Here is a 24519-nt window from a genome sequence, read left to right as displayed (position 1 = left end):
CCGGAGCAGAAGGGCCTAAAGGTCCAGAACCAGCCGCTCGGGGTCTTCCAAGCTCTCCTTGACCCGCACCAGGAAGGTCACCGCTTCCTTGCCGTCGACGATGCGGTGATCGTAGGAGAGCGCCAGATACATCATCGGGCGGATCACCACCTGGCCTCCGATGGCCATCGGGCGTTCCTGGATCTTGTGCATGCCCAGGATGCCCGACTGCGGCGCATTGAGGATCGGCGAGGACATAAGCGAACCGTAGACGCCGCCATTGGAGATGGTGAAGGTGCCGCCCTGCATGTCGGCCATGCCGAGCTTGCCGTCGCGCGCCGCCTTGCCGAGCCGGCCGATTTCCTTCTCGACCTCGGCAATCGACATGGCGTCGGCATCGCGCACCACCGGTACGACAAGGCCCTTGTCGGTGCCGACCGCGACGCCGATGTGGCAGAAGTGCTTGTAGATGATGTCGGTGCCGTCGATCTCGGCATTGACCGCGGGCACTTCCTGCAGCGCATGCGTTACCGCCTTGGTGAAGAAGCCCATGAAGCCGAGCTTCACGCCGTGCTTCTTCTCGAACAGGTCCTTGTACTTCTTGCGCAGCTCCATCACCGCCGTCATGTCCACCTCGTTATAGGTGGTCAGCATGGCCGCCGTGTTTTGCGCATCCTTCAGGCGCCGGGCGATCGTCTGGCGCAGCTTGGTCATGCGCACCCGCTCCTCGCGCTGCTGGTCGGCTTCAGGCGACGCCGCGCGGGCGACCTGCGGCGCCTCGGCCGGAGCCGCTGCGGGTGCGGCTGCGGAGCCGCTGGCAATCGCGTCGATGACATCGCCTTTCAACACCTGGCCGCGTTTGCCCGAACCGGCAATGGCGCCGCCATCGAGCTTGTTGTCGGCGATCATCTTGGCCGCGGACGGCGAAGGCTGCATGGCCGGTCCGCTCTCGGGCTTGGCTTCCGGGGCCGGCGCCGGAGCGGCTGTGGCCGCTTCCGCCGGTTTGGCCGCGGCAGCCGGTGCGCCCGCGCCTTCCTCCAGTATGCCGAGCAGCGCATCGACCTCGACCGTATCGCCCTCATTGGCGACGATCTGGCCAAGTGTCCCGGCAGCCGGCGCCGGAACTTCCAGCGTCACCTTGTCCGTTTCCAGTTCGAGCAGCGTCTCGCCGTCGGCGACGGCGTCGCCGACCTTCTTGAACCACTGGCCGATTGTCGCCTCGGTGACCGATTCACCGAGAGTGGGAACGCGTATTTCTTTTGCCATGTTCCAGTCTTTCCAACCCTTGAAACCGTTTCTTCCCGTCGATCAACCGAGCGCGTCTTCGAGGAATGCGGCCAGTTGCTCCTTGTGTTTCGACATCAGTCCGGTCGCCGGCGACGCCGCGGCGGCGCGGCCGGTGTAGCGGACCCGCTGATGCTTGGCGTTGATGTGCGCCAGCACCCATTCCAGATAGGGATCGATGAAGGCCCAGGAACCCATGTTCTTCGGCTCTTCCTGACACCATACCATCTCGGCGTTCTTGAACCGCGACAGTTCGGTGATCAGCGCCTTGGCCGGGAACGGATAAAGCTGCTCCAGGCGCAATAGGTAGATGTCGTTGACACCGCGCGCCTCGCGCTCCTCGTAGAGGTCGTAATAGACCTTGCCGGTGCACATCACGACGCGGCGGATCTTGGAATCGGTGACCAGCTTGATCGATTCGCCCTTGCGGTATTCCGCATCGTCCCACAGCAGGCGGTGGAAGGCGCTCTCGCCCGACATCTCGCTTAGCGTCGACACGGCGCGCTTGTGGCGCAACAGCGACTTCGGCGTCATCAGGATCAGCGGTTTGCGGAAATCACGCTTCAGCTGGCGGCGCAGGATATGGAAGTAGTTGGCCGGCGTCGAACAGTTGGCGACCTGCATGTTGTCTTCGGCACACATCTGCAGGAACCGCTCCAGCCGCGCCGACGAATGTTCCGGCCCCTGACCCTCGAAGCCATGCGGCAGCAGACAGACAAGGCCGCTCATGCGCAGCCATTTGCGCTCGCCCGAAGAGATGAACTGGTCGAACACCACCTGCGCGCCGTTGGCGAAGTCGCCGAACTGCGCCTCCCACAGCGTCAGGCCGTTCGGCTCGGCCAGCGAGTAGCCATACTCGAAACCGAGCACGGCCTCCTCCGACAGCATCGAATTGATGACCTCGTACCGGCCCTGGCCGGCGGCGATGCTGTTCAGCGGCACATAGCGCGTTTCGCTGTCCTGGTCGTACAGCACCGAATGGCGCTGCGAGAACGTGCCGCGTTCGCAGTCCTGGCCGGACAGCCGCACGCCGTAGCCCTCCTGGCACAACGAGCCGAAGGCCAGCGCCTCGGCTGTCGCCCAATCGATGCCCTCGCCGGTCTCGATCATCTTGGCGCGGTTGTCCATGAAACGCCGGATGGTGCGATGGGCGTTGAAGTCTTCGGGAACGGTCGTCAGCTTCTTGCCGATATCCTTCAGCATCTTCATCGGCACCGCCGTCTTGCCGCGCCGCCGCTCGTCCTGGTTGTCGGCCTTCGACAGGCCCGACCAAGCGCCATCCAGCCAGTCGGCCTTGTTTGGCTTGTAGGCGTCGCCGGCCTGGAACTCGATTTCGAGGTTCTCGCGCCAGTCGGATTTCAGCTTGTCGTATTCGTCGACGGTGATCAGCCCTTCGCCGATCAGTTGGTCTGCATAGATCTGCGCCGTCGTCTTGTGGGCGCGGATGGTGCGGTACATGAGCGGCTGGGTGAACGCCGGCTCGTCGCCCTCATTGTGGCCGAAGCGGCGATAGCAGAACATGTCGATGACGACCGGCTTGCGGAACAGCATGCGGAATTCGATCGCAACCTTGGCGGCGTAGACGACGGCTTCCGGATCGTCGGCGTTGACGTGGAAGATCGGCGCCTCGATCATCTTGGCCACATCCGACGGGTAAGGCGACGACCGCGAAAAACGCGGATTGGTGGTAAAGCCGATCTGGTTGTTGATGATGAAATGCAGCGTTCCGGCGACCCGGTGGCCGCGCAGCGCCGACAGGCCGAGGCACTCCGGCACGACGCCCTGGCCGGCGAAGGCCGCGTCACCGTGGATCAGAAGCGGCAGCACCTTGGCGCGCTGGTCGAGCGGCACGACCTCATCGCGTTGCGCGCCTCCGGCGATCTGGTCCTGCTTGGCGCGCGCCTTGCCCATCACCACCGGATCAACGATCTCCAGATGCGACGGGTTGGCGGTCAGCGACAGGTGTACCTTGTTGCCATCGAACTCGCGGTCGGACGAAGCGCCGAGGTGATACTTGACGTCGCCCGATCCCTCGACATCGTCGGGAGCAAATGACCCGCCCTTGAATTCGTTGAAGATGGCGCGGTGCGGCTTGGCCATCACCTGGCTGAGCACGTTGAGGCGGCCGCGGTGCGCCATGCCGAGAACGATGTCCTTCAGGCCCATCGCGCCGCCGCGCTTGATGATCTGCTCCAGCGCCGGGATTAGCGACTCGCCGCCATCGAGGCCGAAGCGCTTGGTGCCCTTGTACTTGACGTCGATGAACTGCTCGAAGCCTTCCGACTCGACCAGCTTCTGCAGGATCGCCTTCTTGCCATTGGCGGTGAACTCGACGCCCTTGTCAGGACCCTCGATGCGCTGCTGGATCCACGACTTCTCCTCCGGATTGGAGATGTGCATGAACTCCACGCCGATGGTCGAGCAATAGGTCCGCTTCAGGATCGACAGCATCTCCGGGATAGTCGCGTATTCCAGCCCGAGCACGTGGTCGATGAAGATCTTGCGGTCGTAATCGGCCTCGGTGAAGCCGTAGGCCGACGGGTGCAGTTCGTTGTAGTCTTCCTTGAGACCGGCGAGCCCGAGCGGGTCGAGATTGGCGTGCAGGTGACCGCGCATGCGGTAGGCGCGGATCATCATGATCGCGCGCACCGAATCGCGCTGTGCCTGCAGCACGTCGGCGTCCGATGTGGGCGTGCCCGCGGTCTGCGCCTTTTCCTTCAGCTTGGCGCCCATATGGGCCTCGACCTCGGCCCAGTTGCCGTCGAGCGCCGAGGTCAATTCGCCATTCGGTGTCGGCGGCCAGTTGTCGCGTTCCCAGGAGGCGCCACGCGCATTCTTGCGGACATCTTCCGGCGCATCGCGCAGATCGCGAAAGAAGTTTTGCCATTCCTCGGACACCGAGAACGGGTTGGTCTGGTACTGCGCGTACAATTCCTCGATGTAGTGGGCGTTGCCGCCATAGAGGAACGATGTCTGTGCGAAAATGTCGTTCAGATCGTCGGTGCGTGCCATTTGCGTCACCTTGCGGGCCTCGCGGCCTCTCCTGGGTTTGTCTTGCCTTGCGGCTTGTCTGCGCGACCGGTTCAAGCCGCTTTTCCCTTCCTCGATGCTCCGGGCGGCGGACCGCCCGGAACGGATCGGTCGATCAGCCCTTCAGCACTTCGACCAGTGTCTTGCCGAGCTGTGCCGGCGACGGCGAAACGCGAATCCCGGCTGCTTCCATCGCCGCGATCTTGTCGTCCGCGCCGCCCTTGCCGCCAGAGATCACCGCGCCGGCATGGCCCATGGTGCGTCCGGGCGGCGCCGTGCGGCCGGCGATGAAGCCGACCATCGGCTTCGAGCGCCCCTTGGCGGCCTCGTCCTTCAGGAACTGCGCGGCTTCCTCTTCCGCCGAACCGCCGATTTCGCCGATCATGATGATCGACTCGGTGGCGTCGTCGGCGAGGAACATTTCCAGCATGTCGATGAACTCGGTGCCCTTGACCGGGTCGCCGCCAATGCCGACGGCGGTCGTCTGGCCGAGACCTTCATTGGAGGTCTGGAAAACGGCCTCGTAGGTCAGCGTGCCCGAGCGCGACAGGATGCCGACGCTGCCCGGCCGGAAGATCGAGCCCGGCATGATGCCGATCTTGCAGGCTTCCGGCGTCAGCACGCCGGGGCAGTTCGGGCCGATCAGCCGCGATTTCGACTTGTCGAGCTTCGCCTTGACCTTGACCATGTCCATCACCGGAATGCCTTCCGTTATGCAGACGATGAGCGGGATTTCCGCGTCGATCGCCTCGATGATCGCCGCACCTGCGCCCGCCGGCGGCACGTAGATCACCGACGCATCGGCACCGGTCGCCTCCTTGGCTTCGGCGACCGAGGCGAAAATCGGCAGTTCCGCGCCGACCTTCTCGCCAGCGCCTTCGCCGGCCGTCCAGGTCTCGCCGCCCTTTTTTGGGTGGATACCGGCAACCATCTGGGTGCCGTGATAGGCAAGCGCCTGCTCGGTGTGGAAAGTCCCGGTCTTGCCGGTCAGGCCCTGCACGAGGACCTTGGTGTCTTTGTTGACGAGTATGGACATGAAACTCAGTTCCCCTCGACCGCTTTGACGATCTTCTGAGCCGCGTCGTCGAGATCGTCGGCGGCGATGACGTTGAGGCCGGATTCGTTGATGATCTGCTTGCCCTTTTCGACATTGGTGCCTTCAAGGCGAACCACCAGCGGCACCTTCAGGCCGACTTCCTTGACCGCTGCGACCACGCCTTCCGCGATCACGTCGCAGCGCATGATGCCGCCGAAAATGTTGACCAGAATGCCTTTGACGTTCGGGTCGGCGGTGATGATCTTGAAGGCCGCGGTGACCTTCTCCTTCGACGCGCCGCCGCCGACATCCAGGAAGTTCGCCGGCTCCTTGCCGTAGAGCTTGATGATGTCCATCGTCGCCATGGCAAGGCCAGCGCCGTTGACCATGCAGCCAATGTCGCCGTCGAGCGCCACATAGGCGAGATCGTGCTTGGAAGCCTCGATCTCCTTCTCGTCCTCTTCGGACTTGTCGCGCAGTTCCATGATGTCGTCGTGGCGGAACAGCGCGTTGCCGTCGAACGACACCTTGGCGTCGAGCACACGCAGGCGGCCGTCCTTCATAACGATCAGCGGGTTGACCTCGAGCAGGCTCATGTCCTTCTCGGTGAACGCCTTGTAGAGGATCGGGAACAGGTTCAGCCCATCCTTGGCGGCGTCTTTGGTCAGCTTCAGCGCCTTGTTCAGCTTCTTGCAGTCGGCCTCGGTGATGCCGGTCTCCGGATCGATGGCCAGCGTCAGGATCTTGTCCGGGGTTTCCTCGGCGACCGCCTCGATGTCCATGCCACCCTCGGTGGAGACGACGAAGGCCGGACGGCCGACCGTGCGGTCGATCAGGATCGACAGATAAAGCTCGCGGTCGATGTCGGCGCCGTCCTCGATATAAAGGCGGTTGACCTGCTTGCCGGCCGGGCCGGTCTGCTTGGTCACCAGCGTGTTGCCGAGCATCTCCTTGGCGTTCTCGACGACTTCCTCGACCGACTTGGCCAGCCGCACGCCGCCTTTGGCGTCCTCGGACAGCTCCTTGAACTTGCCCTTGCCGCGGCCGCCGGCATGGATCTGGCTTTTGACCACATAGAGCGGCCCGGGCAGCTTGTTCGCCCACTCTTCCGCCTGCTCGACGGAATAGACCGCCACACCGCCAGCGACAGGCGCGCCATAGGCGTGCAGCAGCCGCTTGGCCTGGTATTCATGAATGTTCATGAAACTTTCCTCTGTTGAAAAGATCGGATGGTAAGGAGCGCGGCAGCCGTCATTGCGACGAACCCTCCGCCACCGCTCCGTAGAAAGAGAATGCGAAACTGTCGGGCGCGCCGACCGCGACCGGATTGTCGACGGCGCAGTTAAACAACGGCGCCAGCGCGGCAAGACCGCGCGCCACGCCATTGGCCTGCTCGACCGTCTTGGTGTCGACCGCTGCTACGGGACAGCCCGGCGCGCCGGGTTGGCCGACCTTGGAAACCAACAGCACCTGGCCCTTCTGCTGGTTGCCATTCATGCCGGTTTCCACGAAGAAGCGCAGGATCGCCGCGAAGGGCACGCCGTTTTCGACCCGCCATTCGACCACCTTGTGGACGTAGTTGAACGGCCCGAAGGTCTGGAAAGCCTGGTTCTTCACCCCGAAATCGACATCCATGCGCAGATCGCCTTCGGCGACAAAAACCGGCCAGTTGCCATAGCCCGCACACAAGAGGTCGACGCCGCCGCTCTCCTCGTCGGACGAGACGACGGTGCAGGCGTCGAGGTCGAGATCCGTGTAGACGCTGTCGGCAGCGTTGGCCGCTAAAACAGGCGACGCCAGTCCCGCCGCCAGAACGGCGGCGGTCAACCGGGGAATGCGTCGCGGAAAGGGACCGGGGCTGTCCGACACCGCGCCGTTCCTATTTCAGGTTCGGCGCGATACCGCGACAGGCCTCACACAGCCCGGCAACCGCACCCACCGACTTGTCGAACTGTTTCTGCTCGGTCTTGTTGAGCGCGATCTCGATGACCCGCTCCACGCCATTGGCGCCGATCACCGTCGGTACGCCGACATACATGTCCTTGACGCCGTACTGACCGTCGAGATGCGCAGCGCAAGGCAGCACCCGCTTCTTGTCCTTCAGATAGGCTTCGGCCATGGCGACTGCCGACGAGGCCGGCGCGTAGTAGGCCGAACCGGTCTTCAGGAGACCGACGATCTCGGCGCCACCGTCGCGGGTGCGCTGGATGATCTCGTCGAGCCGCGCCTTGGACACCCAGCCCATTTTGATCAGGTCGGTCAGCGGAATGCCGGCAACCGTGGAGTAGCGCGCCAGCGGCACCATCGTGTCGCCGTGGCCGCCGAGCACGAAGGCGCTCACATCTTCCACCGAGACATCGAACTCCTCGGCGAGGAAGTGGCGGAAGCGCGCCGAATCCAGCACGCCGGCCATGCCGACCACTTTGTTCTTCGGCAGGCCGGAGAACTGCTGCAAGGCCCAAACCATCGCGTCGAGCGGATTGGTGATGCAGATGACGAAAGCGTTCGGCGCGTATTTCTTGATGCCGGCGCCGACCTGTTCCATCACCTTCAAATTGATACCGAGCAGGTCGTCGCGGCTCATGCCCGGCTTGCGCGCCACGCCAGCGGTGACGATGCACACGTCCGCGCCCTTGATGGCCTCGTAGGAATTGGCGCCGGTAAACTTCGCGTCGAAGCCGTCGACAGGCGAGGACTCGGCGATATCGAGTCCTTTGCCCTGCGGGATGCCTTCCGCGATATCGAACAGGACGACATCGCCCAGTTCTTTCAAACCGATCATGTGGGCGAGCGTGCCGCCGATCATTCCAGAGCCGATAAGGGCGATTTTGTTACGTGCCATGTGAGAGCTTTTCCAGGTCTGGGTGTTTCCGGTCAGAGAGTGACAATGCAGGCTGGCCGCCCGCTGGACGGACCGCGATTAACGGCGATGCAGGTGGCCGATGCAAGTCAAAAAATCAACCGAAACTTTCGTCATCAATGATTTCAAACGGTTAGATCATCAGGGTTTTACGTAAACGTAAATATTCTGTGGCGTTTGTCATGGAATTTTCACGAAAACAGCGCTGGCGGCCCGCTCGCCGCGTCCGAAACGCATCACTGGGAAGGTTCAATCAGGTCCCATGTGTTGCCAAATGGGTCGGTAAAGACTGCAACGGTACCGTAGGTTTCGTGACGTGGCTCCTCAAGGAAGCGCACGCCGGCAGCGGTGAACGCGGCGTGGTCGCGCGCAAAGTCGTCGGTCTCCAGGAAGAAGCCGACGCGCCCACCGACCTGGTTGCCGATGGCCGCCTGTTGCGCCGCGCCATCGGCCTTCGCCAGTAAAAGCGCCGTGCCGGCTGCTGGCGCGATGGCTGGCGCAACGCGCACCCAACGCTTGCCGCCGCCAAGCGGGGCGTCCTCCAGCAATGAGAAACCGAGGCTGTCGCGATAAAACGCAATAGCCGCGTCATAGTCGGGTACGACAAGGGCAACAGTGGCGATCCTGGCGGCCATTTCTACTCCATGTGGTGCATCACGCGCCGATCCTTACCGCACCGCGATGCAGAAAGCAGGTCCTGTCGAACAGCCCCAGATCCAGCGGATTGGGCAGCCGGACATCGCCCGGACCGGGCACCGACCGTTCTTCCTGATCGAAACGCCGGTCGATCTGCGAAAGGACGACAATCGTCGCATCCCGGCGACGGGCAAGCGCCCTGAGTGTCTCGACCTGCTGCATCAATGGCGGATTGTCACGCTTCTGATCGAGCAGTTGCAGATAGTCGATCACCACAAACGGCGCGCGAACGATGCCGGCTAAACGGGTCGCAACATGGTCGGCGCTTATATCGTCCGAACAATCGAGCACAAAGCGGTCACCGAACGCCGCCAGATCCGCGCCCATGCCGGCAAGCCTCTCGGCCACATCGCGCCGGGAATAATCGAGCGTAAAGAAAAACGCCTGCCGGCCAGCGCCGATTGCCTCGACTGCGAGTTTCAGACTCATCAGCGTCTTGCCCTGACCGGGCCGGGCCGCGAGCAACAGCAATTCGCCCGGCCGCAGCGCCGCATAAACATCGTGCGGTCCGGGGCTGGCCGCGATGCTCGCTGCAAGCAGGCTCCAACGGGCATAGCCCTCGTCGGCGGCAACACGGTCGAGCGCCTTTGCCAACAGGATACCTTCATCACGCGACAGACGGCGGGCGCGGCGTTTCAGAACATTGACGGGTGCAGACAGTTTCATCTCAAAACCTCCTGTTACGGGCGGTTTTGCAATCCCTCCTCATGCATATGCCCGGCAGTCGGCGCGATGGTTGGTGCGCCCTGCATCAAGAATGCTTCCCCGATCGGAGGGAGGAGGCACGGGCCGTGCCCGTATTGAGGTTACGCGATTCGCGACCCCACGAAAACCGGCGCGCCGCGCTGCCTACTCGGCTGCCTGCCCCGCGGCCATGGTGCCGGCGCGGCGGCGTTCGAACGCGAAGATGATCTCCAGGACCAGTAGATACGGCACATAGAAGGCGAAAGTCTGGATCAGGTCGAAAGGACCGGAAAAGCCCGGCGCGGTGCCGAGCCCGCCGGTCAACCCATACCAGACCGCATAGTGGACGCGATAAAGCCAGGAGCCAATCGACAGGAAAAACAGCCGCAGCGCCCAGCGGCGATGGCGCGCGAAATCGCCGGCGCGGGCATGACGCGCGGTCTCCACGGCAGAGACAAGCATCAGCAGGCCGTAGAGCGCGAACCCGGTGTCCATCACGGGGCCGCCGATGGTGTGCCTCGTGACGATGTAGAAGAGACCGCCCAGCGCGGTGACAATCGCCACCAGGCAGATCGCCCGGCCGGTCCAGCGGTGCAGCGCCGGAAACCGGTTGCGCAGCGGCGGCATCAGCTGCAGCGGTGCCGCGATGGTGATGAACGCACCGGCGACCATGTGCGCGAAGATCGCCGTGTTGGCGAGAGGCCGGCCGGCGGAATGCAGATGCGTCCAGCCGGCGACATAACCGTTCAGCCCTTGCAGGCCGAAATTGTAGGCATGGCGCGCAAACGGCCATGCCAGCACGATCACCGCAGCCGCGAGCGCCGCGGCGAGCACGGCACGTAGCCGGTTGCTTTCAGCAAATGTGATCATCTCTTCGCGGTCGGTTCCTGTCTTGTCGTCGCGGTCATGCCGGGCGTTTCACATATCTGCCGAGCCAGTCGTAGCACTTGATGCGACACAACGACCAGTTCGGCGCGAAACGCCACGCGCCGGCGGCCTTTGCCGGCGGCGCTTCCATAGATTCAGCCCTTCGGAACATAGAAATCGATGAACTCAAGCACCGACGGCCCTGAGCCTTGCAGCAGCTTGCCGTCGATCACGAAATCGAGCGTCGTCGTCGCAGCAAAGCGGGTGTAGGATGACAGGAACTGGGCGTTTGAGCGGTCTGGCCGCGAAGTCGCGACGATCTGGCCGCCGCGGAACCGGACCTGGCCCGTACCATCGGCAGCAGCGATGATCATGTCGCTGTTGACCCTGCGCCCGGTATCGGGGCTGACCATGGCATTGCCATCAAGGTGCTGGCCTTCGTCATTGACGAGAGTCAGGAGTTTCTCGCCGTCCCTGGCGACCATCACCGTGTGCGTTTCAGTCGCGCCATAGGCCTCGGCAAACCAGACGGTCGCCAGCACCACCAAGGCACCGTCGATCTCGCCGCGGCCCCAGTACCACCGGCCGAGCAGCACATCCATCGGCACATTGCCCCAGTTGTGGTCGTGATAGCCGCTGCCTTCGACCTCGACGGTCTCGCTGTTCATGGTCACCGTACCGGCCATCCGGCCTTCGGGAACCACACAGAGCCAGGCAAAGAAGTTCTCGTCCGCGTTGTTGCTCCAGAAACCGGTACCGGGGCGATGCGCCGGGGCACGGGCTTCCAACTGGACCGTGCAGCCGAATCCGTTGTTTTCCTATGGCGCGACATGAATCTCGTAGGCGTTCAGCCCGTCAACGCCGCGGAAGTAGCTCGACTTGACATTGACATAGGCATGAGTCTCGGCGGCGGTCAGGTCCTTGGAGGCAAAATCCAGCTCCTGATCGACGATCACGCCGTCCGCATTGGAGATGTTGATATTGACGCGCGGCATCAGCGTGCCGTCGACGCCGACATAGGTGAAGAAGGTAACGACGAGCATCATCCCGTTGGAGAAGTGCCCGTCCATGTACCACCACTCATAGGCGCCGGGATTGCGGTGGGTCAGGCGGACGCCGTCTTCCCAGACTGCGGGCATGCCCGGTTTGATATTGCGCAGGGCGAAATCCTCCGGCCGGTCTTCCAAGCGGCCGGTCGCGGGCTTGGTATTCATGGTCCGTGCTCCTCGCTGTCAGGCAGAAACGACGCGCGGTACGGGCTGCTCGGTGATGACGTAGCGGTTGAACCACTCGAGCATTTTTTCAGGATGCTCCCCAAAATAACCGTAGCCATCGAGCCGGTTCTTCTGGCCATCAAACCAGAGGAATTCCTTCTCTGTCTTCAACTGTTCGTAGACGCCGTTCACATAGTCGTTGTCGAACCATGGATCGTTGCGGTTCTGGGTGACCAGCGTCGGCACGTTGACATGCGCGACCCGTTCAAGCGGCGACTTGAACATGTCCGGTCCGCCGCGCGCGATACTGGAGCGGTTGGCGGCGTTCACCAGGAAACCGGGCGCGCCGAAATTTTTCAGGAAGACGCCATCATAATTCGGCTGAACGAAGATCACCGCCTTGATGTTGGCGACCTCCTGCAGACCGCCGGGGATACCATAGGCCAGAAGCGTGGAGCTGGAGCCCATGCACAGGCTGAGCAGACCGATCGGCGCGTCCTTGTAGTCCAGATGGCCGATGATGAAACCGACGGCGGCCAGCACATCCTTGTACTCTTCCTGACCGTCAAAAATCCATTTCCTGGTGCCGGGATCGCTTTCGCCGTGGTGGCGCAGGTCGTAGGCGAGGACCGTGTAACCGGCGTCGGCCAGATGCTTGATCTGGTGCAGGAACTTGATGTCCGTCGGATAGCCCTTGAGCATGCCCTTGCCTTCAACCGTGTAGCCGGCGCGGCAGCATTGGACACCGAAATGGGTCTGGACGATCACCTTGTCCTGGCCCGGATTGACCAGCCAGCCGCGCACGGTAACGCCATCCTGGGCCTTGAACTCGACGCCCTCATAGGCGAGGCCGTAATTGGCGGGATTGTCAAACAGCGGCGCGCCGCCGGGTTTGATCACCAGATCTGCGAGCATTCTTCCAAGCATGATGTCATTCCTTCTTGCTCGTTCCGGCGGTTCCGGAAGCAAGCCCCAGACCACCGGATTGGTGCGGATCACGGTCTTCCGCGGCCATTGGCACGGTGCCGCGGCATGTCTTGTCAGTAGGCGAAAGACTGTCCGACAAGTTCCTCGGAGACGGACCATAGGCGTTGGGCCTGCGCCGGATCGACGGCGTAGGGTTTGACAGTGGTGTACTGTTCGCCGTCCTCGGCCACTTCGGCAATCCGGCAATCGGCCAGATAAGCGCCGCCCCTGCCCTCGATCTCGGGAGCCGTGCACGCATAGACGCCGGTTGCTGCGCCCTGTTCGACAGACTTCATCTTGAGCGTCCCGGCGGCCAGGCTGCCCTCGAACATTTTCCGGTCATCCTCGGTCAGATGTCGGGCGAGATCGGTCATGATCGCGCCGGGATGCACCGAGAAAGCCTCGATATCGCGCCCGGCGAGACGCGCGTTCAGGCCGACGGCAAACAGCGCATTGGCGGTCTTGGCCTGACCGTAGGCCAGCCATTTGTTGTATTCGCGGTTCTCGAACATGATGTCTTCGAAGACCACCGGCGAGAAGCCGTGGCCCGACGAACTCAGATTGACGATTCGGCCGCCATCGGCGAGCGACGGCGCAATCAGGTTCGTCATCAGGAAATGGCCGAGATGGTTGGAGCCGAACTGCAATTCGAACCCGTCATCGGTCTCGGACTGCGGGCAGGCCATGACACCGGCATTGTTGAGCAGAATGTCGATCTTCTCGCCGCGAGCATTGATCCGATCGGCGAATGCGCGGATAGCGGCCAGATTGCCGAGTTCGAGTTCCTCGACCTCGACGCTTGCGCCGGTCTTGTCCGCGATACCGGCGGCAACACCGGTGGCTTTCTCCAGATTGCGCGCGGTGATGATCACCCGGGCGCCTTTGCTGGCGAACGCCCGTGCGGCCTCGGCGCCGAGCCCGGACGAGCCGCCGGTCACCAGCACAAGCTTGCCGGTCAGGTCGATACCCTCCAGCACCTCGTCCGTGGTCGTTTCGGCGTCGAATTCGTTGCGGTCGGTCATGCTGATGTCTCCACTTTGGCGGGTTCTAAAAGGGCGAGCGGCTACCCTGTAAGCTCTTCGGAAACGCGCCAAAGCCGTTCAGCGGCATCGGTGCGTTTCAGTCCATTTCGCCACGTGGCGATCCGTATTACGCTGCGTTGTGTCCAAATGATGCGGATGGTCCAACTGACAAGCATTTTGGATAGCCTGTGTCTGCAGGCATATGGACACATAGCTTATAAATGTCAATATGACCAACGCAGGCGAGAGATCCGATCGCAGCGGCTGCGATGCGGGCGTTCGCCCGATTGCGGCGGCGAACCGTTGGTCGCGGATAAGCGCGAATGGGCCACGGTCTAGCTGGTCTCTGGCTTGTCGCCCATTAGGTAACGCGGGCCCGCGCCCTTGCCAGCAACCCGGTCCTGCGGATTGTAAAGCGTGCAATCGGTCAAGGACAGGCAGCCGCAACCGACGCATTTGTCGAGCCGGTCGCGCAGTTCATTCAGTGTTTCGATCTTGCGATCGAGTTCGGCACGAAAATCGCCGCTGATCCGCGTCCAGTCGGCCTTGTTCGGCGTGCGCCCGTTGGGCAGCCGGTCGAGCACCTGGCGAATCTGTGGCAGCGTGAAACCGAATTGCTGGGCGATCAGGATAAAGGAAAGCCGCCGAAGGTCGGAGCGCAGGAAACGGCGCTGACCGCCGGCATTGCGCCCGGGGCTTACGAGGCCCTGCTCTTCGTAGTAGCGGATCGCCGAGACGGCGATGCCCGTGCGTCGGGCCAGTTCGCCGATCGGCAGCATATCGGTGGGCTTGAGCGGCATGATAATCGAAATCTCCAAATAAACCTTGACCTCAAGTTAGCTTCAGGTTGTAGGCAAGGCAAATCGAAAATCCAACCGGAGAACTCCGATGTCAGCTGCCCGACTTGAACATGTCAATTTCACCGTGGCCGATCCTGACCGCACCGCACGCATGCTGGGCGATCTGTTCGGCTGGAAAGTGCGCTGGAGCGGCGAGGCGATCAACGGCGGCTACACCGTGCATGTCGGTTCCGACGAGACCTATCTGGCGATCTACTCCCATGCCGATCCCGCAGCACCGGCCGACGACAGCTACGAGACGCGCGGCGGGCTGAACCATATCGGCATCGTGGTCGATGATCTCGACGCGACCGAGGCACAGGTCAAGGCGCATGGCTACGCGCCCAAGAACCACGCCGACTATGAACCCGGCCGGCGTTTTTATTTCGATGACGAAAACGGTGTCGAATATGAGGTCGTGAGCTATGCCTAAACCAGCCCGCCGAGATCGAGGCGACCGCGCGGCGTCCAGCCCAGTCGCTTCAGCCGGGTGCAGTCCATCGCGTTGAAGGCGCTTGCATCGGCGCGCTGCGGCAGCGGCGCGCCGAGACCGGTGATCCGGACATACTCGGCAAGCAGGTCATGCCGGTCGAGCAGAATGTCTGAGAGATTGAAGACCAAATCCGGCGAGGAGCCGGCGCGGAGCCCATCCGCATCGCCTTCCAGCATCAATCGCACGGCGGCGGCCATGTCGTCGCCATGCACCTCGGTGCCGACACGCGGCGGAATGTCTTCCCTGGCTTCGCAGGTGGCGAACAGTTCAGCCCATTTGTGGCGCCGGCCCGGCCCGGCCGGGCCGTAGATGCCGGTGGCGCGCAGCGCGATGGGCAGGAAACCGTCATCCGCCATCGCCGCAATGGCGCGCTCGGCGGCGAGTTTGACCTCGCCATAGAGCGTGTCCGGTTGCGGCGCCGTCGTCTCGTCGAGCACAACACCGGGTGGCTGCGCGCCATAGACGGCACGGCTCGACAGGAACACTGCCCGCGACACGCCGGCCTGTTTGGCCGCCGCAAACAAGGCGACCGAGCCGTCGAGATTCAGCCGGCGAAAGGTCTCCGGATCGTCGCCTTCCCCGCCACGGAACCGGCCGGGCACATGATGGAAGGCGGCGTGCACAAACCCGTCTACGCCATTAAAAAGCGTGCGTTTGGCATTTGCCGGTTCGAGATCGGCGCCGATGAAATCCACCGGCCCGGAGAAGAAGCCCGCATCGGGTTCTGTCCTGCCGGTCGTGGCGACGGAATGCCCCGCCGCCAGAAGCGCCTCGACGATGAAGCGCCCGGCATAACCGCTGCCGCCGGTGACCAGGACATGCATCAGGTGGCCTCGCCGGGATTGGCCAGCGAGTCGATGTCGGGAATGTTGTCGCCGGTGCGGTAGGCGCGCCAAAGGTCGATCAGCGGGGCCAGCCGGTCGCGCTTCGGATGGTTTTCCTGCCAGGGCTTCTCGTACTGGTAGTGCACCACATTGACCGACTGCCAGTCCCACAGTTCGGGCAGGTTGAACCAGACATATTGCAGCATGTTGTCGAAGACCGGCAGGCCGTGCCAGGACGGGAAGAACGCCTGCAGGAAAGTCTGGTCGGTGCGCCGCCAGAACATGTCCGGCTGGTCGAGCTGCGCCATCATGCGCTCGAAAGTCGCCCTCGACGGCTTGGCGGTAAAGACGCCGGAATTCAGCCGGTGGAAGTCGCCCAGCCCCTCATAGACATTCGGCGCGGCGGAGAATTCCGGATAGGCGAACAGCCGATCGATATTGCGCACCACTATGGCGTCGGCGTCGATGAAGACAACGTTGTCGTACTGTTCGAGTTGCCACAGGCGCAGTTTGGCGAAATTGTCGAGCGGCGTGTGAAAGGCCGGCTTGTTGCCCTTGGTGAACGGTGCCGCCGCATGCAGCCTGTCGCGCTGGTGGCGAGCGTTGAATTCGGGTGAGGTGTCGAGCAGTTCGGCCTCGACGCAGCGTGCCCCGAGCGCCTTGAGTGGCTCCAGATCGCCGGCCGCAACGGCGCCGGTGTGCATGACCACGGTGTCGGCATCGGTGCCGGTCAGCCCGATCGAGCGCACCAGGGCAATCGCCGCATCGGCGTAATCGCGATTGGTGACGAGCGTGACATAGGCATTGGCGGTCATGGCGGACAAAGCTTTCTGTTGGCGGTAAGCGACGGCTGTGTTTTAGGGAGCCGACGAATTTCGGGACGGGAACGTTTCAGTGCAAGTGATCAAGCATATCAGGACCCTGCATGACGGCTGGGGGCGGTTTATCATCGCGACCGTGACAAGCCGCGACGGCGTCGAACTCACACGGCAGATCGAGGACCACGGCGCGGCGGCGGCGGTGCTGCCCTACGATCCGGCGCGCGGCACGGTCACCCTCGTCCGCCAACCCCGCATCGGACCGCTGTTTCTCGGCGATGAAGCGTTGCTGCTGGAAACGCCGGCCGGCCTGACCGACGGCGAAGACCCCGCCGAGGCGGCGCGGCGTGAAGTCTTCGAGGAGACCGGCATCCGCCTTGGCAAGCTCGAACCCGTGGGCGCGTTTTGGCCGATGCCGGGCTGTGCGACCGAGCGGGTGCACTGTTTCCTCGCCTCCTGCGGCGAGGCCGACAAGATCGGCGATGGCGGCGGTGTGGCGCATGAACACGAGGATATCGAGGTTGTCGAACTGGCTGTTGCAGACGCATGCGCCATGGCGCGCGACGGCCGCATCACCGACATGAAGACAACGCTCCTGCTGCAGGCGTTGCAGCTCCGGTATCCGGAGCTGCTTGCCGGGCCCGTCAGCTGACGCTTTTCAGGCGCTTGCCTTCGGGATCGGTCTCCACCGTCTTGGCGATGTCCTTGGTCCATGCCGAGACGGCCGGGACGCGGCCGCGGTCGACGCGGTAGGCAAACTTCTTCGCCACCTCGACGACCTCGTCGAGCAGGCCTTCCTCGAGCGTGATCGGATTGAGCCCGAGCGCCAGGAACTGTTCGTTCTTGACGATCAGGTCGTTTTCGGCGGCTTCCTTGCGCGGATTCGGCAGGTAGGCGACCTTTGCGCCGGTCATCTTGGCGATCATCTCGGCCAGATCGCGCACCCGGTGGGTCTCGGTCATCTGGTTGAAGATCTTGACCTTGTCGCCGGCCGCCGGCGGATTGTTAAGCGCCAGCTCGATGCATCGCACCGAATCCTGGATGTGGATGAAGGCGCGGGTCTGGCCACCGGTGCCATGCACGGTCAGCGGATAGTCGATCGCGGCCTGGATCAGGAAGCGGTTGAGAACGGTGCCGTAGTCGCCGTCATAGTCGAACCGGTTGATCAGCTGGGCGTGCCGGCGCGTCTGTTCGGTGTGCGTGCCCCAGACGATACCCTGGTGCAGGTCGGTGATGCGCAGGCCATCATTCTTGGCGTAGAACTGGAACAGCAGCTGATCCAGGCACTTGGTCATGTGGTAGATCGAGCCGGGATTGGACGGATAGAGGATGTCCTGGCTGACCGTGTCGCCGGCGAGCGTTTCGATGCCGACCGGCAGATAGCCTTCGGGGATCGCCGCGCCGATGGTCGAGTAACCATAGACGCCCATCGTGCCGAGATGCACCAGATGCGCTTCGACACCGGTCTCGACCAGGGCATTGAGCACATTGTGCGTCGCATTGACGTTGTTGTTGACCGTGTAGTTTTTATGCCGGTCGGATTTCATCGAATAGGGCGCGGCGCGCTGTTCGGCGAAATGGATGATCGCATCCGGGCGGTTGTCGGTCAGCCAGCGCTTGAAAATCTCGTAATCCGTGGCGAGATCGATCAGGTGGAAGTGGATTTTCCGGCCGGTTTCCTCGTGCCAGATACGCGTACGCTCCTGGATCGAGTCCATCGGGGTCAGCGACTGCACGCCAAGCTCTGTGTCGATCCAGCGGCGCGACAAGTTGTCGATGATGTGAACCTCATGGCCCTGATCGCTCAGGTGGAGAGATGTCGGCCAACCGACGAACCCGTCGCCGCCCAGAACTGCGATTTTCATTTGCTCACTTCCTGATTCTCGTTGATCTGGTGTCTCTACGACCGGTTTATGACAGTTTTACGCAACGCGACCAAGCGGCTGCCCGCGCAGAGCTTCCCGAACGGACGCATATCTGTTGACAAGCGGCCCTGCGGTCGCGGCTTCGTCACCCGAACGTGACTTCCCATTGAACGGGCGATTGCATAAATTCCGGCAAACGCCACCGGAAACGTCCCATGAGATTTGACAGGATACTTCTCGCTCTGACCGTAACGGCATCCATCGCCGCCGGAACGGTCATTGCATCCGCGCAGAACACCCGCTCGCCGACAGTCCTTGGTGTGGTCGAACTGTTCACCAGCCAGGGATGCAATTCCTGTCCGCCGGCCGACGCCGCGCTTGAACGGTTCGCTGCGCGAGACGATGTCCTGGCGCTTGGATACCATGTCGACTATTGGGACTACCTGGGCTGGCGCGACACGCTGGGCTCGGCCGAGAACTCGAAGCGCCAATATGACTATGCCCGCGCTTTGAAGCGGCGCGGTGTCTACACACCCCAGGCGATCATCAATGGGCGTGCGCACACCAATGGCGGCCACTACGCCGAGATTTCCAATGTCCTGGGCACATACGACGACAACGGAAAAGGGCTGTCCGTCGACCTGACCGTCACCGACCACGGCGACCGGATGCATGTCAGCGTCGCCGACGGCGCAATGCCGGCGGGCAAGGTTCACATGGTTCTCGTCTATTTCAAGCGGGACACCGAAATCGCCATCGAGCGCGGGGAAAACGCCGGCAAGATCATTCGCTACGTGAATTCCGTTGTCGATGTGCAGACGGTCGGCATGTGGCATGGCGAGGCCATGACCGTCGATATCCCGCTCACCGAATTGGCTGCCAAGGATGCCGATGGCTGCGCCGTCCTGCTTCAGGAAGCCATTCGTGGCGGCTATCCCGGGCCGATACTCGGCGCAGCCATTCTTCCCCGCCAAAGCTCTTAGCCGGCTCTCACGCCGGCGGGCGTTCGCAAGGTGCGGACCGGACGGAGCGGCATCGGGGGGCTGGGGGGCTAGAGGTTTCCAACGCCGCGCCCGTACCGGTCCATGAGTGAAAAAGCCGAGCGCCGTGAACTGGCTATCACTCCCACCCTGCTTATTGCGCTCCCCAGACGAATGTCGCGGAACACAATCGGCAACAACGGCAAGTTCTTCCCGAAAACGGGCTGAGTTGTGTCTTAACTTGGGCAAAAAGGTGACCTTCCGGTCACTGATGCAAACATTATGTACCAAACTGTGAGTGGTATTTTTTCGCGTATTGCCGGACGATGAAGATTCGCGCGCGCCGACCTGTGCGAACAATCCCGCTCTTGCAACTCGACGAAATCCCGGCAACTCTGTCAGGCCGAACAACTGGGAAAGGCTCATGATGGATGATGACACACCGGATTCCCGGGCCCGGTCGGAACGGGACGACAGCCATGACCGCGGTACGGTCGTCAGCTTCCCGTCCTCAGCCACACAGCCGTTGCCGACCGAAACAATCCGCTTCGACCGCCGCGAACTCGACCAGCTGCTGCGCATCTATAGCCTGATGGTTGGCGCGGGCGAATGGCGCGACTATGCGATCGACCAGTTGCGCGACCGCGCCGTCTTTTCCGTATTCAGGCGATCGTCGGAAATGCCGCTTTACCGCATCGAGAAAAATCCGAAACTTGCAAGGCGACAAGGTGCCTACAGCGTCGTGTCGGCATCCGGCCAGATCCTGAAGCGTGGCCACGAACTGGCCAACGTCCTCAAGATCTTCGACAAGCCGCTGCGCGTCGTCGCCTCACGCTGAGGGCTTTGCACTGCTGTAGAGCGTGCCCGGATAAAGATCCGGATCGGGCGTGGTCTCAGCGCCATTGCCGAGACTGCGTTGCATCAGAACCGAATCGAGCCACTGGCCATGCTTGAAGCCGCTGTCTCGCAGCGTGCCGGCCAGATAGAAGCCGAGCGATTCGTGCAGCCGGATAGACGCCTTGTGCGCCGAACCGCCAATGACCGCGATCATCTGCCGAAATCCGAGACCCTCTGACCGGTCGATCAGGTCGCGCATCAGCGCCCGGCCGACACCGGCGCCCTGCCGTTTGGGATCGATATAGACCGAGCTTTCCACCGACCAGCGATAGGCAGGCCGGGCGCGGTAGGCATTGGCATAGGCGTAGCCGGCCAGCGAACCGTCATCGGCCGCCGCCACCAGATAGGGGTATCCGGGCTCGGTTATGGCGCGGAAGCGATGTTCCATCTCGGCTTCGTCGGGCGGTTCGAGCTCGAAGCTCGCGGTGCCGTGAATGACGGCATGCCGGTAGATTGCCGTTATGGCAGGTATGTCCGACGGCTCGGCGTCTCGAATGGTCAGGCTCATGCGGTTCTCGCTTCGGAATCAGTCGAAAACGATAAATGCCCAAATTGCCGGCCGCGCAAACAAGAAAGGCGGCCCGAAGGCCGCCTTTTTCAAGTCGGTTCCATTTCCGCTCACTCGCGGTTGCCGAGGAAATAAAGCAGGAACTGGAACATGTTGATGAAATCGAGATAGAGCGCCAGCGCGCCCATCACCGCCTTGCGTCCAGCGACGGTGCCGTCGTCGTTCACATAGTACATTTCCTTGATCTTCTGCGTGTCGTAGGCGGTCAGGCCCGCGAACACGAGAACGCCGATGCCGGAAACCGCGAACTGCAGCGCAGACGACTGCAGGAAAATGTTGACGATCATCGCCAGGATGAGGCCGATCAGTCCCATGAACAGGAACGAACCCATGCCGGTCAGGTCGCGCTTGGTGGTATAGCCGTAGATCGACAGCGCGCCGAAGGCGGTCGCCGTGATGAAGAACGTCTGCACGATACTGGCCGAGGTGTAGACCAGGAAGATCGACGACATCGACAGGCCGATCAGCGCGGCAAAGCCGTAGAAGATGCCGGTCGCGGTCTGCGGGCTGATGCGTTCGATGCGAAAGCCCATGAAGAACACCAGCGCCAGCGGGGCGAGCATCACCACCCAGCGCAGCGGCGAGCCGTAAAGTGCGGCACCGAGACCGGTCAGCAGCTTGCCGTTGCCGAGCTGCGCGACCGCAGCGGACGGATCGGTGGTGGTGGCGAGCATGACGGTGCCGAGCGCGGCAAGCGCGGTCAACGCGAGGCCCGACGCCATCAGATTGTAGACGCGGATCATGTAGGCGCGAAGGCCCTCATCGATGCTTGCGTCATAGGTGCGCGCACTGGCGTTGCGCGCGTCGTAATTGTGAAGGTCAGCCATTTTTCCCTCTGTAGGTCACAAATCCCGTCGGGTGTCCGGCATGACGTAATGCACCATACCGCGGCGCCGCTGGCGGGACTCCAGCATGCCTGCGGCTAATATGATGCGGCACACTTGACCAAACAAGTGCAAATCGTCCGATTTCGACTCGCTTCGCAATGCGACCGCCGCGGGGGTTTGGCTATTTTCGCGAATGGTTAACGCATCATTGCCACCCTAGAGATTGCGCAGGACCGGGGCCGGTTTCTGGCCGAGGACCCGCCACGTGCCGGCCAGACCGAACCCGACGGTCAGCACAAGCGCCGTCAGAAGCGTCATCAAAGCCACGCCGGGCAGCATCTGCCAGGGCAAGCGCATGATCTGCACAATTACGAACCAGGCCGCCGCGCCGCCGGCGAGCAGCGCAAAACCCGCCGTCGCAGCGCCAAGGATCAGATATTCCAGCGAAAACGCGCCGATCAGCGTTTTGCGGGTCGCACCCAGCATCTTCAGGACGACCGCATCATGCACGCGGGCGCGATTGCTGGCGGCAAGTGCGCCGGCCAACACCAGCACCGACGCGACCAGCGCCACCGCTGCGGCGGCCCGGATCGCGGTCGCCAATTGGCCGATCAACCGGTTGACGAGATCGATCGCGTCCTTGACCCGCACCGATGTGACCGCCGGAAACGACCGCGTGACATCACGCAGGATCGAGGCTTCCGTGGCGATGTCGGCATCGGGCACCGTCAGCGTCGCCAGCCAGGCATGCGGCGCGCCGGCAAAGGTGTTGGGCGAAAAGACCATGACAAAGTTGATGGACAGCGATTCCCACTGGACCTGGCGCAGATTGGCGATCCGCGCCGTGATATTGCGCCCAAGCACATTGACCGTCACCGTATCGCCGATCTTGAGCCCCAATTCGCCCGCCTCCTCAGCGGAAAACGAAACCAGCGCCTCGCCGGCATGGTCTTCCGGCCACCATTCGCCGTCGACCAGCGAGGAGTTTTCCGGCAGTTCCGGCGAATAGGTGATGCCACGATCGCCGCGCAGGACCCAGGCGGCCTCAGGCGGTAGTTCGATTTTGGCGACGTCCTCGCCGTTCAACGCGACGATGCGGCCGCGCAGCATCGGCACGCGCTGCATCGCGCCGCCCGGTGCAACATCGGTCACGAGTTCGGCGAAATCCTCGATGACGCTGTTCTGGATATCGACGAAGAAGAAGTTCGGCGCGCGCTCCGGCAGGTTGCCGGAGATCTGGTTGCGCAGATTGCCGTCGATCAGCGCCAGGCTGACCAGCAGCGTCAGGCCGAGACCGAGCGACAGCACGACAGAGGGCGTCAGCGCGCCGGGACGGTGGATGTTGCCGACGGCCAGCCGCAGCGAGGTCGAACGGATCGACGGTACGCGGCGTGCAATCGCCTGGACCACCAGCGAGACCAGCCGCAACACGGCAAACGAGAACGCCACACCAGCCAGAAACAGAAGCGCGATGCGGCTGTCGAAGGATGTCGCCACCGCAAGCCAGACAAGCACGGCGATGAGCAAAGCCGATGCGGCAAGATAGGCCGGCCGGGGCAGCCGTCCGGCATCGAGCGTCTGCTCGCGAAACAGCGCCGTGGCCGCGATGTCGCGGGCGCGTCCGAGCGGCAGCATGGCGAAGGCGAGCGTCGTCACCAGCGCGAACACCGTCGCCAGCAACAGCGCGCCGGGATAAAGCCCCTGACTGTCCGGCAACGGGATCAGCCCGGAAAGCGCCCAGGCGGCGATATGCGGCGTCAGCGAGGCAATGACCAACCCGATGGCGATCCCGATCAGCGAAATCGCCAAGACCTGGATGAGGTAGACCGTCGTCACGAAACCACCCGGCGCGCCAAGGCACTTGAACGTGGCGATCACATTGCGCTTGGAATCGAGAAACGCACGCACCGCATTGGCGACGCCGACCCCGCCGGTGACCAGAGCGGTCAGGCCGACCAGCGTGAGGAACTGGGCGAACCGTTCGATATTGGCCGACAAGGCCGGCGCGGCATTGCCCCGGCTGCGCACCGACCAGCCGGCTTCCGGAAACGCGGCATTGGCGCGTTCGGTAATCGCGGCAAGCGCGGACGGCGAGGTGCCGTCCGGCGTGCGCAGCTTGTAGACATGTTCGACAAGCGCGCCCGGGCGGTTGAGCCCGGAGGCTTGCAGCCCGGACATGGAAACAAGCAGCCGCGGCGCGAATGCAAAGCCGTCGGAAACCGCATCGGGTTCGCTGACGATGGTCGCGCGCAGCTGATAGGCGGCATCGCCGAGCCGGATGCTGTCGCCGATTGACAGACCGAGCCGGTCGAGCAGGATCGGATGCGCAACCGCGCCGTGCACGCCGTCACGCTCTTCGAACATTTCGCCATGCGCAAGCGCAGGTTCGGTCACCAGCGCGCCAAAAAGCGGATACGCATCGTCGACGGCCTTCAACTCGACCAGCGACTGGTCCGACTGGTCGGGCAATCGCGCCATGGACCGCATGGTTGCGCTCGCCGAGACCGCTCCGGCCGTCTCCAGAAAAGCGCGCTCTTCGGCGCTGGCCTCACGCTGAATCAGCTCGAAACGCAGATCGCCGCCAAGAATCACCTGGCCTTCCTGATCGATCCCCGCCGTTACCGACTGGGATACGGCATTGACGGCGCCGATTGCCGCGGTCCCCAGCGCTATGCAGGCGAGGAACACGTAAAATCCCGACAGGCCGCCACGCATCTCACGCATGGCAAATCTGAAGGCGAGCCGCAGCCCGCGCGCAACCGGCATGGTC

24 protein-coding genes are annotated in these 24519 nt (G+C 62.9%); 4 read left to right on the top strand and 20 right to left on the bottom strand.

Features of this window, described 5'->3' with window-relative positions; translation table 11 throughout:
* Window positions 1–15: 15 nt before the first annotated feature.
* The 14 genes from odhB to soxR form a co-directional block, all read right to left on the bottom strand.
* Window positions 16–1245 carry a 2-oxoglutarate dehydrogenase complex dihydrolipoyllysine-residue succinyltransferase gene (gene odhB / locus ACO06R_RS03785; RefSeq protein ID WP_421856245.1) on the bottom strand — a complete coding sequence of 410 codons (1230 nt, stop codon included), beginning with the start codon at window positions 1243–1245 and terminating at the stop codon, window positions 16–18.
* A 42-nt stretch (window positions 1246–1287) separates the two neighbouring features.
* Window positions 1288–4275 (bottom strand): 2-oxoglutarate dehydrogenase E1 component, encoded by a 2988-nt coding sequence (locus ACO06R_RS03780; protein ID WP_421856242.1) that lies wholly within the window; start codon window positions 4273–4275, stop codon window positions 1288–1290.
* Window positions 4276–4408: 133 nt separating this feature from the next.
* Window positions 4409–5329 carry a succinate--CoA ligase subunit alpha gene (gene sucD, locus ACO06R_RS03775; protein ID WP_421856239.1) on the bottom strand — a complete coding sequence of 307 codons (921 nt, stop codon included), beginning with the start codon at window positions 5327–5329 and terminating at the stop codon, window positions 4409–4411.
* A 5-nt stretch (window positions 5330–5334) separates the two neighbouring features.
* Window positions 5335–6531 (bottom strand): ADP-forming succinate--CoA ligase subunit beta, encoded by a 1197-nt coding sequence (gene sucC, locus ACO06R_RS03770; protein ID WP_421856236.1) that lies wholly within the window; start codon window positions 6529–6531, stop codon window positions 5335–5337.
* 49 nt (window positions 6532–6580) lie between these two features.
* Window positions 6581–7198 (bottom strand): hypothetical protein, encoded by a 618-nt coding sequence (locus ACO06R_RS03765; protein WP_421856233.1) that lies wholly within the window; start codon window positions 7196–7198, stop codon window positions 6581–6583.
* Window positions 7199–7208: 10 nt separating this feature from the next.
* Window positions 7209–8171 (bottom strand): malate dehydrogenase, encoded by a 963-nt coding sequence (mdh, locus tag ACO06R_RS03760; protein WP_421856230.1) that lies wholly within the window; start codon window positions 8169–8171, stop codon window positions 7209–7211.
* A gap of 254 nt (window positions 8172–8425) precedes the next feature.
* Complete coding sequence (locus ACO06R_RS03755) at window positions 8426–8824, bottom strand: VOC family protein (RefSeq protein ID WP_421856227.1); 399 nt, start codon at window positions 8822–8824, stop codon at window positions 8426–8428.
* Window positions 8825–8843: 19 nt separating this feature from the next.
* On the bottom strand, window positions 8844–9551 hold the full coding sequence (locus tag ACO06R_RS03750; protein ID WP_421856224.1) for a DNA helicase: 708 nt from the start codon (window positions 9549–9551) through the stop codon (window positions 8844–8846).
* Window positions 9552–9734: 183 nt separating this feature from the next.
* Entirely contained in the window at window positions 9735–10439 is a 705-nt protein-coding gene (locus ACO06R_RS03745) for a DUF2306 domain-containing protein (protein WP_421856221.1), read from the bottom strand.
* Window positions 10440–10591: 152 nt separating this feature from the next.
* Window positions 10592–11224, bottom strand: a complete 633-nt coding sequence (locus ACO06R_RS03740) for a hypothetical protein (protein ID WP_421856218.1) — start codon at window positions 11222–11224, stop codon at window positions 10592–10594.
* 30 nt (window positions 11225–11254) lie between these two features.
* Entirely contained in the window at window positions 11255–11650 is a 396-nt protein-coding gene (locus ACO06R_RS03735; protein WP_421856215.1) for a hypothetical protein, read from the bottom strand.
* A gap of 18 nt (window positions 11651–11668) precedes the next feature.
* Window positions 11669–12577 carry an alpha/beta hydrolase gene (locus ACO06R_RS03730; RefSeq protein ID WP_421856213.1) on the bottom strand — a complete coding sequence of 303 codons (909 nt, stop codon included), beginning with the start codon at window positions 12575–12577 and terminating at the stop codon, window positions 11669–11671.
* Between the two features lie 113 nt (window positions 12578–12690).
* On the bottom strand, window positions 12691–13638 hold the full coding sequence (locus ACO06R_RS03725) for an SDR family NAD(P)-dependent oxidoreductase (RefSeq protein WP_421856210.1): 948 nt from the start codon (window positions 13636–13638) through the stop codon (window positions 12691–12693).
* A 335-nt stretch (window positions 13639–13973) separates the two neighbouring features.
* A complete protein-coding gene (soxR, locus tag ACO06R_RS03720; protein WP_421856207.1) occupies window positions 13974–14438 on the bottom strand; it encodes a redox-sensitive transcriptional activator SoxR in 465 nt (154 codons plus the stop codon).
* An 88-nt stretch (window positions 14439–14526) separates the two neighbouring features.
* Between soxR and ACO06R_RS03715 the strand changes: the two genes are divergently transcribed.
* A complete protein-coding gene (locus tag ACO06R_RS03715; protein WP_421856204.1) occupies window positions 14527–14910 on the top strand; it encodes a VOC family protein in 384 nt (127 codons plus the stop codon).
* Here the strand turns inward: ACO06R_RS03715 and ACO06R_RS03710 are convergent.
* Both ACO06R_RS03710 and ACO06R_RS03705 read right to left on the bottom strand, forming a co-directional pair.
* Window positions 14907–15797, bottom strand: coding sequence for an NAD-dependent epimerase/dehydratase family protein (locus ACO06R_RS03710; protein WP_421859195.1), 891 nt, complete (start codon window positions 15795–15797; stop codon window positions 14907–14909). The genes ACO06R_RS03715 and ACO06R_RS03710 overlap by 4 nt on opposite strands.
* The gene (locus ACO06R_RS03705) at window positions 15794–16609 is read right to left on the bottom strand and encodes a glycosyltransferase (protein ID WP_421856201.1); all 816 of its coding nucleotides are present in this window, start codon (window positions 16607–16609) and stop codon (window positions 15794–15796) included. The genes ACO06R_RS03710 and ACO06R_RS03705 overlap by 4 nt, the downstream gene beginning before the upstream one ends.
* Before the next feature lie 79 nt (window positions 16610–16688).
* Between ACO06R_RS03705 and ACO06R_RS03700 the strand changes: the two genes are divergently transcribed.
* On the top strand, window positions 16689–17264 hold the full coding sequence (locus tag ACO06R_RS03700) for an NUDIX domain-containing protein (protein ID WP_421856198.1): 576 nt from the start codon (window positions 16689–16691) through the stop codon (window positions 17262–17264).
* Here ACO06R_RS03700 and ACO06R_RS03695 read toward each other — a convergent pair.
* Window positions 17257–18477, bottom strand: a complete 1221-nt coding sequence (locus ACO06R_RS03695; protein WP_421856195.1) for an NAD-dependent epimerase/dehydratase family protein — start codon at window positions 18475–18477, stop codon at window positions 17257–17259. The two genes, ACO06R_RS03700 and ACO06R_RS03695, sit on opposite strands and share 8 nt — an antisense overlap.
* 215 nt (window positions 18478–18692) lie before the next feature.
* On the opposite strand from ACO06R_RS03695, the gene ACO06R_RS03690 reads away from it, so the two are divergent.
* Window positions 18693–19460 carry a DUF1223 domain-containing protein gene (locus ACO06R_RS03690; protein WP_421856192.1) on the top strand — a complete coding sequence of 256 codons (768 nt, stop codon included), beginning with the start codon at window positions 18693–18695 and terminating at the stop codon, window positions 19458–19460.
* 421 nt (window positions 19461–19881) lie between these two features.
* Window positions 19882–20295: a DUF2794 domain-containing protein gene (locus ACO06R_RS03685; RefSeq protein WP_421856190.1), complete on the top strand. Its 414-nt coding sequence runs from the start codon at window positions 19882–19884 to the stop codon at window positions 20293–20295.
* Here the strand turns inward: ACO06R_RS03685 and ACO06R_RS03680 are convergent.
* The 3 genes from ACO06R_RS03680 to ACO06R_RS03670 all read right to left on the bottom strand — a co-directional run bounded on the left by ACO06R_RS03680 (window position 20287) and on the right by ACO06R_RS03670 (window position 24515).
* Window positions 20287–20862: a GNAT family N-acetyltransferase gene (locus ACO06R_RS03680; protein WP_421856188.1), complete on the bottom strand. Its 576-nt coding sequence runs from the start codon at window positions 20860–20862 to the stop codon at window positions 20287–20289. The genes ACO06R_RS03685 and ACO06R_RS03680 overlap by 9 nt on opposite strands.
* Before the next feature lie 110 nt (window positions 20863–20972).
* Window positions 20973–21749, bottom strand: a complete 777-nt coding sequence (locus ACO06R_RS03675; RefSeq protein WP_421856185.1) for a Bax inhibitor-1/YccA family protein — start codon at window positions 21747–21749, stop codon at window positions 20973–20975.
* Between the two features lie 216 nt (window positions 21750–21965).
* A complete protein-coding gene (locus ACO06R_RS03670) occupies window positions 21966–24515 on the bottom strand; it encodes an ABC transporter permease (protein ID WP_421859192.1) in 2550 nt (849 codons plus the stop codon).
* Between the last annotated feature and the right edge of the window lie 4 nt (window positions 24516–24519).

Source organism: Oricola sp., assembly GCF_965230365.1.
GTDB lineage: Bacteria > Pseudomonadota > Alphaproteobacteria > Rhizobiales > Rhizobiaceae > Oricola.
This window is presented reverse-complemented; position numbering and strand designations above follow the sequence as displayed.

Coding starts and splice junctions, on each gene's coding strand:
- sucC (WP_421856236.1), bottom strand. CDS start 6,531: ATGAACATTCATGAATACCAGGCCAAGCGGCTGCTGCACGCCTATGGC.
- sucD (WP_421856239.1), bottom strand. CDS start 5,329: ATGTCCATACTCGTCAACAAAGACACCAAGGTCCTCGTGCAGGGCCTG.
- ACO06R_RS03750 (WP_421856224.1), bottom strand. CDS start 9,551: ATGAAACTGTCTGCACCCGTCAATGTTCTGAAACGCCGCGCCCGCCGT.
- ACO06R_RS03680 (WP_421856188.1), bottom strand. CDS start 20,862: ATGAGCCTGACCATTCGAGACGCCGAGCCGTCGGACATACCTGCCATA.
- ACO06R_RS03730 (WP_421856213.1), bottom strand. CDS start 12,577: ATGCTTGGAAGAATGCTCGCAGATCTGGTGATCAAACCCGGCGGCGCG.
- ACO06R_RS03695 (WP_421856195.1), bottom strand. CDS start 18,477: ATGAAAATCGCAGTTCTGGGCGGCGACGGGTTCGTCGGTTGGCCGACA.
- ACO06R_RS03705 (WP_421856201.1), bottom strand. CDS start 16,609: ATGACCGCCAATGCCTATGTCACGCTCGTCACCAATCGCGATTACGCC.
- soxR (WP_421856207.1), bottom strand. CDS start 14,438: ATGCCGCTCAAGCCCACCGATATGCTGCCGATCGGCGAACTGGCCCGA.
- ACO06R_RS03745 (WP_421856221.1), bottom strand. CDS start 10,439: ATGATCACATTTGCTGAAAGCAACCGGCTACGTGCCGTGCTCGCCGCG.
- ACO06R_RS03725 (WP_421856210.1), bottom strand. CDS start 13,638: ATGACCGACCGCAACGAATTCGACGCCGAAACGACCACGGACGAGGTG.
- odhB (WP_421856245.1), bottom strand. CDS start 1,245: ATGGCAAAAGAAATACGCGTTCCCACTCTCGGTGAATCGGTCACCGAG.
- ACO06R_RS03670 (WP_421859192.1), bottom strand. CDS start 24,515: ATGCCGGTTGCGCGCGGGCTGCGGCTCGCCTTCAGATTTGCCATGCGT.
- ACO06R_RS03690 (WP_421856192.1), top strand. CDS start 18,693: ATGAGATTTGACAGGATACTTCTCGCTCTGACCGTAACGGCATCCATC.
- ACO06R_RS03755 (WP_421856227.1), bottom strand. CDS start 8,824: ATGGCCGCCAGGATCGCCACTGTTGCCCTTGTCGTACCCGACTATGAC.
- ACO06R_RS03685 (WP_421856190.1), top strand. CDS start 19,882: ATGATGGATGATGACACACCGGATTCCCGGGCCCGGTCGGAACGGGAC.
- ACO06R_RS03780 (WP_421856242.1), bottom strand. CDS start 4,275: ATGGCACGCACCGACGATCTGAACGACATTTTCGCACAGACATCGTTC.
- ACO06R_RS03675 (WP_421856185.1), bottom strand. CDS start 21,749: ATGGCTGACCTTCACAATTACGACGCGCGCAACGCCAGTGCGCGCACC.
- ACO06R_RS03715 (WP_421856204.1), top strand. CDS start 14,527: ATGTCAGCTGCCCGACTTGAACATGTCAATTTCACCGTGGCCGATCCT.
- ACO06R_RS03735 (WP_421856215.1), bottom strand. CDS start 11,650: ATGAATACCAAGCCCGCGACCGGCCGCTTGGAAGACCGGCCGGAGGAT.
- mdh (WP_421856230.1), bottom strand. CDS start 8,171: ATGGCACGTAACAAAATCGCCCTTATCGGCTCTGGAATGATCGGCGGC.